This window comes from Brevundimonas sp. SL161, from assembly GCF_049896985.1.
Lineage (GTDB): Bacteria > Pseudomonadota > Alphaproteobacteria > Caulobacterales > Caulobacteraceae > Brevundimonas.
This window is the reverse complement of the sequence record NZ_JAFCVJ010000048.1, coordinates 1-9223: the sequence shown is the minus strand read 5'-3', so window position 1 is coordinate 9223 and position 9223 is coordinate 1. Positions and strand designations below refer to the sequence as shown.

The window sequence follows — 9223 nt, the reverse complement described above, 5'->3', positions numbered from 1 at the left end:
AAGAAGGCCCTGGTCGCCCATGTCCGCAAGGAGATCGGCCCGATCGCCGCGCCCGACGCCATCCAGTGGGCCCCCGGCCTGCCCAAGACCCGGTCCGGCAAGATCATGCGGCGGATCCTCAGAAAGATCGCCGAGAACGATCTGGGGTCGCTGGGGGATACGTCGACCCTGGCGGACCCGTCGGTGGTCGATGATCTGGTGAAGAACCGGAACTAGCGCCTCCTCTCCCGGCGGGAGAGGGCTTGAGCGTCCGGGAGCGAAGCGATCGGCCACGCGAAAGGGTGAGGGGTTGGCGCCAACCGGTGAGGGCACGCCCCTCACCCTTTCGGCCAAGACGCATCGCTACGCTCTGCGAGCCTCAAGCCCTCTCCCACCGGGAGAGGGAGATTTACAGGCTCGGCACGAAATCCGGGTCGATCAGGCAGGGTTGGCCGTAGGTCTCCGCCCGTGACTGACACGCTTCCAGGACATCCTGCGCGTCCGGCTTCTCGCCCGTGTCCAGCCAGCGGGTCATGGCGATCAGCAGGCCGGCGTACTGGGGGAGGCTGAGCTGGCTGTGCAGGGCCTCGGTGGTGAAGACCTGGCTCAGCAGGTTCGACCGGCCGGCCCCGGCGACCGTCTGCGCATAGATCGCCTCGTGTTCCACGAAGACCGTCGGGTCGTAACGGGCGTGCATCGTCAGGGTCGGCAGCATGATGGCGCCGGTCAGGTCGGCGTCATAGGCCAGGGCCGCGACGGCCGCCGGATCGGCCTCGAACCGCTCGACGCCCTGGTTCAGGGCCACGTCGTCGTCCGAGCCCTGATAGGTCGCTCCTGCGTTGGAGAACGGATTGCCGCCATCCAGCCGGTCCCAGACCATGTCCTGGAACAGGTTGGTGCCCCAGGCGAGGTGGGAGACCAGACTGTCCGCCGTTACGCCCACCACCGAAAGGATGTTCCTCAGCGCATCGGCCTGGGCGCGGGTGCGGGCCTCGGGGGCGAGGCTGAGGCCGGTACAGTCCTCGACCCGCGCGGCGATCTCGGCGCGGGGCATGGCGGCGCCCTCGGGCAGACCTTGCCAGAGCGGGTACCGGGTCTCGGTCGGGCGCGGGTGGTTGCGGCAGTAGAACTGGTAGACGGCGCGCAGGTCGGCCCGGAATGTGTAGCCGCGCGTACCGCCGGCCAGCAGGCCGCTGGTCAGGATAACGCCGTCATAGTTGCGCTCGCCGTCGGCCGAGACAGCATAGAGCTCCGCCGCCTTGGCCGCGACATTGCCGCCCCAGGACTGGCCGTGAAGCAGGGTGCGCTTCGGCTTGCCGAAGGCGTCCCAGACGATCCGGCGCAGATCGTCGGTATCGCGCGCGGCCATGCGCACGCCATAGCCGCCCCGACGATAGGTCGAGCCGGCCCAGGCGTAGCCCTCGCTGACCATGACGGAGAAGCGTTCGAGGTCCTCGACCGGGTCGTTGCGCAGGGGCTCGGCCGTGCGCGGGCCGCCGTGAGCGTGGACGATCAGGGTTCCGTTCCAGTCGCGTGGCCGGGCGATCCAGAACCAGGCTCCGTCCGCCGACCGACCCGAGGAACAGATCGTCCCCTCAGGCAGGCTGGCCGGGCACTCGGCCGGCTCCGGTGCGATGGCCTGGGCCGAGGCGGGCAGAACGCCCGCCCCGATCCAGATCAGCCCCGCAACGGCTCCTGTCAGAAGGAGGGGGGTCGAAAATACAGAACGCATCGTCCCCATCCGTCGCAACCGCCTAGAACTCCTTGGCCATCGACACGTACCAGTAGCGACCGTAGGGGCGATACAGCGAGCCGAGGTAGCCGGAGGACGACAGCGGCGGACGCTCGTTGGTGATGTTGCGTGCGCCGAAGCGGATGCGGCTGTTGGAGGCGAAGCCGTTGTTTTCCTCCCACTCGTACTGGCCGTAGAGGTTGCCGGTCACCTGGCTTGCGACCTCCCAGGCGTTGCCGGTGGCGTCCAGCAGGTTCGTGTCGTTCACCGCCGAGATATACTGGGTAAAGGCCCCGACCTGCCACGGACCCAGGCTCCAGGTCACCGAACCCGACAGCTTCCATTCCGGGCGGCCGTTCTGGGCCAGGAGGTTGCTGGAGTCGGGCAGCGGCGTGGCGGCGTTGATGGTCCCGGCGGCGCGTGCGGCATACAGGGCGTCCACCGCCGGACCTGCTTCACGACCGAACTTGATCAGCTTGGCGGCGTCGATATTGACCCGGAAGCTGCCGAGCGGGGTGTTTCGCAGACGCCAGTTGAACCCGATGTCCATGCCCTCGACATCCTGCGGCAGCAGGTTGACGAACCGGTCGCTGATCGAGGTGATCACACCCGCCGGCGTCAGGCCCGTACCGGCAAACAGGGCGATGTCGTCGGCGTTGACCGGCGCGCGCGTGACGAGAGGGTTCGAACGACCCTGGACGCGCTCGGCGTAGTCGAGGACCACCGCGTTCGCACCGCCGAACAGGCCGACGATCTTCTCCTGCTGGATGCGCCAGCGGTCGACCGTGAAGGTGAAGTCCCCCCACTCCGCCGGAATGAACTGGGGCTGGAAGACGACGCCGTAGGACTGGTTCTTGCTCTCTTCCGGCTCGAGGTCCGGGTTGCCGGAGACCAGCAGCGACGCGCCGATAGAGCGCGAGCAGGCGCCGAAGGTGGCGATCCGGCGGGCCCGCAGATCCGCCTCGCAGCGGATGTAGTCGGGGTTGGTCGACAGGCGGCCGTAGGTGGCGGTGTTGACCTGTTCCAGGTTCGGGGCGCGGAAACCTTCCGAGTAGGAACCCCGAATCCGCAGGCCGTCGACGATGTCCCAGGCGGCCGCGACCTTGGGCTTGGCGACGTCGCCGAAGTCCGAATAGTGCTCGGCCCGGCCGGCGATCTGGAACTCCAGATTATGCACCAGCGGGATGTTCATTTCCGGCGAGACGACCGGCACGGCGAACTCGATGTAGGCCGAGGTCACGGAACGCTCGCCGTGGGTGTCCGGGTTCTGGCTGACGGCGATGACGTTCGACAGCTGGACCGCGCCGGTGACCTTGTCCCGGAACGGGTTGGAGCCGTCGAGGTTGGAGTCGCGGTCGTCGTTCTGGGTCTCCCTGCGGGCCTCGAAGCCGAAGGCCAGGCCGACGTCGCCGGCCGGCAGGCTGAACAGGTCGGGACGCGAGACCTTGAAGTCATAGAGGGCCAGGGTCGTCTTGCTCTCACGCTTCAGGGTGAAGGTGATGGCGTCGAGCGCCGTCTGCGAGCTGGGTGTGCAATCGCCGAAACTGGTCTGGGCGATGCAGCCGCCGCTGAACGGGTTGTAGGCGTCGGGCGTGGACAGGGCGAGCGAGGCCTGCAGCGCCTGGGTATTCACGGCGAGGGACTCGTCGACCGCCTCGGCTTCCGAATAGAGGAGCGCCGTCTCCCAGTCCCATCCGCGCCATTCGCCGCGCAGGCCGCCGAGGGCGCGGGCCTGGTAGTTGGTGACGTTGACCTTCTGATAGCCGGCATCGACGAAGCGGTACTGGTTCAGGGTGATGGCCAGGCCGGTGACCGGGACGTTGGTCAGGCCCGAGATTCGGTTGGGGTTCACCTGGCCGTTGGCAAAGGTGACCGGACCGAACGGGTTCCAGTAGTTGGTCGTCGGGATGGTCAGGGTGTTCAGGTTGATCACCGGCGGCTGAACCCGCTGGGTGTCGGCCGTGTAGTAGCCGAGTTCGCCGAAGGCGGTGACGCTGTCGTTGATGTCGTAGTGGCCCTGAAGGAAGACGTTCAGGCGCTGGGTGTCGGGCAGGATGGTGGTGCCGGGCGCGGTGTCGAAGCGCAGGTCGCGCTGGACGCCGTTGAAGTTCAGGGCGCCGGAGCCCAGGCAGATGTTGGCGTCATTGGCATTGGGAACCAGACAGCCCGTCAGAGTCGTCGGCTGGATGTGGAAGGCGCCGGCGGCTGTGGTCAGGGACGTGGTTCCGCGACGGATCGCCGTGGTCGCCCCGACGACCGCGAAGTTGCCCCAGGCGCCGCGCGTGTTGCGGGCGTCCGGCGTCAGGCTGGAGGCGAAGGCCTCATCCCCCGCGAACAGAAAGCGCAGGTTGTCGGTCGCCGTGTACTCCTGGTCCTCCGCGCGGAGGGCCGCACGGTCCGTGTAGTCGATGTAGACCGAGATATTGCCGCGCTCGAAGTCCTTGCCAGCAAAGACGCCGAGATTGAACTCCTTCAGGTGGGTGCCCTCGGCGCCGCCGTACTGGGCGCTCATCTTCAGCCCGTCGAAGTCGTCCTGGAGCACGGTGTTGACCACCCCGGCCACGGCGTCGGCGCCGTAGATGGCGGCCGCGCCGTCCAGCAGGACCTCCAGACGCTCAAGGCCGGTCACCGGAATGGCGTTGGAGTTGTAGGAGAGCACCGGCACCGTTCCGGTGTCCGAGGTTCCCTGGCTGGTCGGGTGCTGCACGATGCGACGGCCGTTCAGCAGGACGAGGGTGTTGCCGACGCCCAGCGAGCGCAGGTTGACCGAGTTGACGTCGCCACGCGCCGCGTTCGAGGTCTGGGGGTTGTTGGCCGCCGAGAACAGCACGTCGCCCATCTGGGGGATGGACCGCAGCAGGTCGTCGCCGTTGACGGCGCCGGTGGCCAGGATCTGCTCTTCGCTCAGCACCGTGACCGGCAGGGCGGCGGTGACGTCCGCGCCCCGGATCTGGGAGCCGACGACGACGATGTCGTCGACCGACGACGCGTCTTCGCCGTTCTGCTCCGCCTGGTCGGCGATCGACTGGGCGGCCTGCGACAGCTGGGTCGACGAGGGCACGGGGACGGGGGTCTGCGGGGTTTGGGTCTGCGTCTGGGCCCAGGCGGCGGGCGCCAGGCTCAGAAGGGCGGCTGCGGCGGTGGTCGCCAGCATCGCGGTCCTATTGGTGTTCATGTTCATCCTCCCAAAGTCTTTTTTGTTTTCAGGCACGTGAAAAGTCAGTCGCGGGCGATGACGAGGTCGTCGCCTGGTCCGGCGGCCGGATCGGGTTGGGCGGCCAGCGGCCGCGGAGAGCCGTCGAGGGCCTCGCGCAGGGCGTCGCGGTCCAGTTCGCCCTCCCAGCGCGCCACCACGAGGGTCGCCACGGCATTGCCGATGAAGTTGGTCAGGGCCCGGCACTCGCTCATGAAGCGGTCTATGCCGAGGATCAGCGCCATGCCGGCGATCGGCACGGTCGGGACGACGGCCAGGGTCGCGGCCAGGGTGATGAAGCCGGCCCCCGTGATTCCGGCCGCCCCCTTGGACGACAGCATGGCCACCAGCAGCAGCAGGACCTGCTGCTCCAGGGTCAGGTCGATATTCAGCGCCTGGGCGATGAACAGGGCGGCCATGGTCATGTAGATGTTGGTGCCGTCCAGATTGAACGAATAGCCGGTGGGCACGACCAGGCCGACGACCGACTTGGACGCCCCGGCGCGCTCCATCTTCTGCAGCAGGCTGGGCAGGGCCGCCTCGGAGGAGGAGGTGCCGAGCACGAGCAGCAGTTCTTCCTTCAGATAGCGGATCAGCTTGAAGATCGAGAAGCCGTTGGCTATGCCGACCGCGCCCAGCACCCCGATCACGAAAATGGCGGCGGTCAGGTAGAAGGTGGCGACCAGGGCGATCAGGTTGGCAATCGTCCCGATGCCATAGGCGCCTATGGTGAAGGCGAAGGCTCCGAACGCCCCGATCGGCGCCGCCTTCATCACGATGGCCACCAGTTTGAAGAAGGCCGCGCTGACCGACTCCAGGAAGGTCAGGACCGGCTTGCCGAGGTCGCCGACCGACGCCAGGGCGATGCCGAACAGGACCGAGACGAACAGGACCTGAAGGATATTGCCGGTGGAGAAGGCGCTGGCGAAGGTGTCGGGGATGACGCCCAGCAGGAAGCCGATGATGGTCGTCTCGTGCGCGGCGGTCGAATACTGGGCCACCGCCCCGGCATCGAGCGTGGCGGGATCGATGTTCAGACCGCGGCCGGGCTGGACGACATTGCCGACGATCAGGCCGACGATCAGGGCCAGGGTCGAGAAGACGAGGAAATAGGCGAAGGCCTTGGCCGCGACCCGGCCGACCCGGCCGAGGTCCCGCATGCCGGCGATGCCGGTGACGATGGTCAGGAAGATCACCGGGGCGATGACCATCTTCACCAGCTTGATGAAGGCGTCGCCCAACGGCTTCAGGCTCTCGCCGAACGCCGGGAAGAAATGTCCGATCAGCCCGCCAAACAGGATCGCGCCCAGGACCTGGACGTACAGGTGGCGATACCATGCGCGAGGTGCGCCGGACACGTGACCTGGATCGCTCGTGAGCTGCATCCGTCCTCCCCTGCGACCGTGATCGCGCTGTTTCCGCACGGTCTGACGCCGTGTCCCAAGACCCCATTTTGGCCGCGATCCAGATCATGACCAAACCCGCATTCTGCGGATTCAAGTTGCTGTTTTTTCTGTATTTTCTAAGCCACTCTCTGGATTTTGTCCGAAAAACCGGCCATCGACATGGCCTTTCTGTGCGGAATTCCGCATGATTGCTAAATGACAGCGTCCCCGCTCGATCGACTCGGCAGCCTCGTTTCCGCCCGGTCCTCCCGGCCGTGGCTGGTCCTGCTGCTGTGCTGGCTGGTCGCTTGCGGACTGGCCATGACGGCCGCCGGAGAACTGGCCCGCCGCGACGCCCAGGCGGACCTTGCCCGTCAGGCCGATGCCGCCGCCGTCCTCCATGCCGCCGTCCTGCGCAGCGAACTGGAGAAGCACCGCTCCCTCCCCGTCGTCCTGTCGCAGGACCCCGAGGTGGTCGGCCTCGTCGCCGGCCCGGGGCGCCAGGCCGCCGACGTCGTCAGCGCCAAGCTGGAAGTGCTCGCCGCCCAGACCCGCGCCGCTGCCATCTATGTGCTCGACCGGAACGGCGTCGCCCGCGCCGCCAGCAACTGGCGCGAGCCCACCAGTTTCGTCGGCTCCGACTACGCCTTCCGGCCGTATTTTACAGGCGCCATGCAGAACGGGGCGGCGGAGTTCTTCGCCCTCGGCACGGTCAGCGGACGCCCCGGCCTCTATCTCGCCCGCCGGATCGGAACCGCGGCTGCGCCGATCGGCATCGTGGTGGTCAAGGTCGAGTTCGACGCTCTGGAGGCCGACTGGCGCGGCTCCGGCGAGCCTGCCTATGTTACGGATTCCCGCGGCGTCGTCCTGGTCACTAGCGTACCTGAATGGCGGTTCCGCCGCAGTCGCGACCTGACCGCCGCCGAGCGCGAGGAGATCCTGGCCGATCAGACCCTGAGCGGCCAGGCGCTGGCGCCTCTGCCATTCGACAGCGCGGCGACGGGCACGCATCGGATCGTACGCGCCGCCGCAGGCGGGCCGTCAACCGAGTGGATTCTCGCCCACACCGGGACGGATACACCCGGCTGGACCCTGCATCTGCTGGATCCGATCGGCGGCGCCATTGTCGCCAACGTCATGAGCGCCCGGGCCGTCGCAGGGCTCCTGATCACCCTGCTCGCCGGCGGCGCAGGCGTTCTGCTGCGCCGCCGCCAACAGGCCATGGCTCGCGCAGAGACCGAGGAACGCGCCCGCGCCGAGCTCGAGCGCCGGATCGATGAGCGCACTCTTGAGCTCCGCGCCGCCAACGGCCAGCTGAACCGCGAGATCGACGAGCGCCGCCGCGCCGAGGCCAGCCGCGAAGTGCTGCGCGAGGAACTGGTCCAGGCCAACAAACTGGCCACTCTCGGCCAGATCGCCGCCGGCGTGGCGCACGAGATCAACCAGCCCGTTGCCGCCATCCGCACCCATGCCGATACGGCCAGCGCCTATCTTGATCGCGACGACCCCGAGTCCGCGCGTCGCAGCCTGGGACGCGTGGCCGAATTGACCGGCCGCATCGGCGCAATCACCGACGAACTGCGCGCCTTCTCGCGCAAGAGCACGCAAGGGATCTCCTCCGTCTCGCCCACCGCGGCCATAGACGGCGCATTCCTGCTGATCGGCGGGCGGCTGCGCGAAGGCGGCGTCGAGCTGGTCCGCACCGGCGCGGGCGATCTGCAGGTGCAGGCCGAGCCGATCCGGCTGGAGCAGGTCATCGTCAACCTGGCCCAGAACGCCTTCGAGGCCATGGCCGACGCCGGAACGCTCGAACCCAGACTGACCATCGACGTCGCCCGCAAGGGGCGTCGCGTCGAGATCGTCATCAGCGACAACGGGCCCGGCGTCGATCCAGCCATCGCAGCGGCGCTGTTCACCCCCTTCGTGACGACCAAGGCGGCAGGACTGGGCCTCGGCCTCGTCATCTGCCGCGACATCGTGGCCGGCTTCGGCGGCGAACTCAGCCTGAGGCCGGGCATGTCCGGCGCCCGGTTCGTGATAGCCCTGAAGGCCGCCGCGTGAACTTCTCCCGCCCTCGCTGCGTCACCCTGATCGACGACGACAATGACTTTCGCAGCGCCCTGCTGGAACGGCTTCAGCTTGAGGATCTGGAGGTGCAGGCCTTCGCCTCGGCCGAGGCCGCGTTGAAGGTGCTTGGCGCCGACTATCCCGGCGTCGTGGTCTGCGACCTGCGCATGCCCGGCATGGATGGTCGCGGCCTGCTGGCGCGGATTCAGGCGCTCGACGAGGGATTGCCGGTCGTGATGATCACAGGCCACGGCGACATCGCCGACGCGGTCGATGCGCTGCGCAACGGCGCCTACGACTTCGTGGCCAAGCCGTTCGACTTCGGCCGGCTGTCCGACAGCCTCAACCGGGCGCTGGAGAAGCGCGGACTGGTGCTCGACAACCGCGCCCTGGCGGCGGAGGTCGGTCGCGCCACCCCGGACCTGCCCTTGCTGGGGTCAAGCCCGGCGATCGCCCGGCTGCGTACAGTCATCGAACAGGTGGCGGACGCCGGAATGGATGTCCTGATCGAGGGCGAGACCGGCGTGGGCAAGGAGGTCGTCGCCCGCGCCCTGCACAACAGCGGCCGCCGCCGCGTCCATCCCTTCGTGCCGATCAACTGCGGTGCCCTGCCCCCTAGCCTGATCGAGAGCGAGATGTTCGGCCATGAGCCGGGCGCCTTTCCGGGCGCCGTCAAACGCCGCGTCGGCCTGATCGAACAAAGCCACCGCGGCACGCTGTTTCTCGACGAGATCGAGAGCATGCCGATGTCGGCGCAGGTGACCCTTCTTCGTGTCGTGGAACAACGTGAGATCCAGCCTCTGGGCGCGTCAGGGGCGCGCCAGCTGGACCTGCGGATTCTTGCCTCGTGCAAGTCGGACCTGAAGC

At 67.9% G+C, this 9223-nt stretch carries 6 protein-coding genes; 3 read left to right on the top strand and 3 right to left on the bottom strand.

The annotated features are described in order from the left end of the window. Positions 1 to 216: AMP-binding enzyme (locus ACP7AU_RS17095; protein WP_426052191.1), on the top strand; the 216-nt coding region annotated here is incomplete at its 5' end. A 172-nt stretch (positions 217 to 388) separates the two neighbouring features. On the opposite strand, the gene ACP7AU_RS17090 is transcribed toward ACP7AU_RS17095, so the two are convergent. From ACP7AU_RS17090 to ACP7AU_RS17080, 3 genes are read right to left on the bottom strand one after another with little or no spacing between them, the layout of a single operon-like run. Then, positions 389 to 1711 (bottom strand): alpha/beta hydrolase family protein, encoded by a 1323-nt coding sequence (locus tag ACP7AU_RS17090; RefSeq protein WP_426039927.1) that lies wholly within the window; start codon positions 1709 to 1711, stop codon positions 389 to 391. A 22-nt stretch (positions 1712 to 1733) separates the two neighbouring features. After that, the gene (locus ACP7AU_RS17085; RefSeq protein WP_426052190.1) at positions 1734 to 4886 is read right to left on the bottom strand and encodes a TonB-dependent receptor domain-containing protein; all 3153 of its coding nucleotides are present in this window, start codon (positions 4884 to 4886) and stop codon (positions 1734 to 1736) included. 44 nt (positions 4887 to 4930) lie between these two features. After that, positions 4931 to 6289: a dicarboxylate/amino acid:cation symporter gene (locus ACP7AU_RS17080; protein ID WP_426039925.1), complete on the bottom strand. Its 1359-nt coding sequence runs from the start codon at positions 6287 to 6289 to the stop codon at positions 4931 to 4933. 216 nt (positions 6290 to 6505) lie between these two features. Between ACP7AU_RS17080 and ACP7AU_RS17075 the strand changes: the two genes are divergently transcribed. After that, positions 6506 to 8350, top strand: a complete 1845-nt coding sequence (locus ACP7AU_RS17075) for a sensor histidine kinase (protein WP_426039924.1) — start codon at positions 6506 to 6508, stop codon at positions 8348 to 8350. Beyond that, positions 8347 to 9223, top strand: an 877-nt coding sequence (locus tag ACP7AU_RS17070; protein WP_426052189.1) for a sigma-54-dependent transcriptional regulator, incomplete at its 3' end; no start/stop codon positions are given. The genes ACP7AU_RS17075 and ACP7AU_RS17070, both read left to right, overlap by 4 nt.

Coding starts and splice junctions, on each gene's coding strand:
- ACP7AU_RS17090 (WP_426039927.1), bottom strand. CDS start 1,711: ATGCGTTCTGTATTTTCGACCCCCCTCCTTCTGACAGGAGCCGTTGCG.
- ACP7AU_RS17080 (WP_426039925.1), bottom strand. CDS start 6,289: ATGCAGCTCACGAGCGATCCAGGTCACGTGTCCGGCGCACCTCGCGCA.
- ACP7AU_RS17075 (WP_426039924.1), top strand. CDS start 6,506: ATGACAGCGTCCCCGCTCGATCGACTCGGCAGCCTCGTTTCCGCCCGG.
- ACP7AU_RS17085 (WP_426052190.1), bottom strand. CDS start 4,886: ATGAACACCAATAGGACCGCGATGCTGGCGACCACCGCCGCAGCCGCC.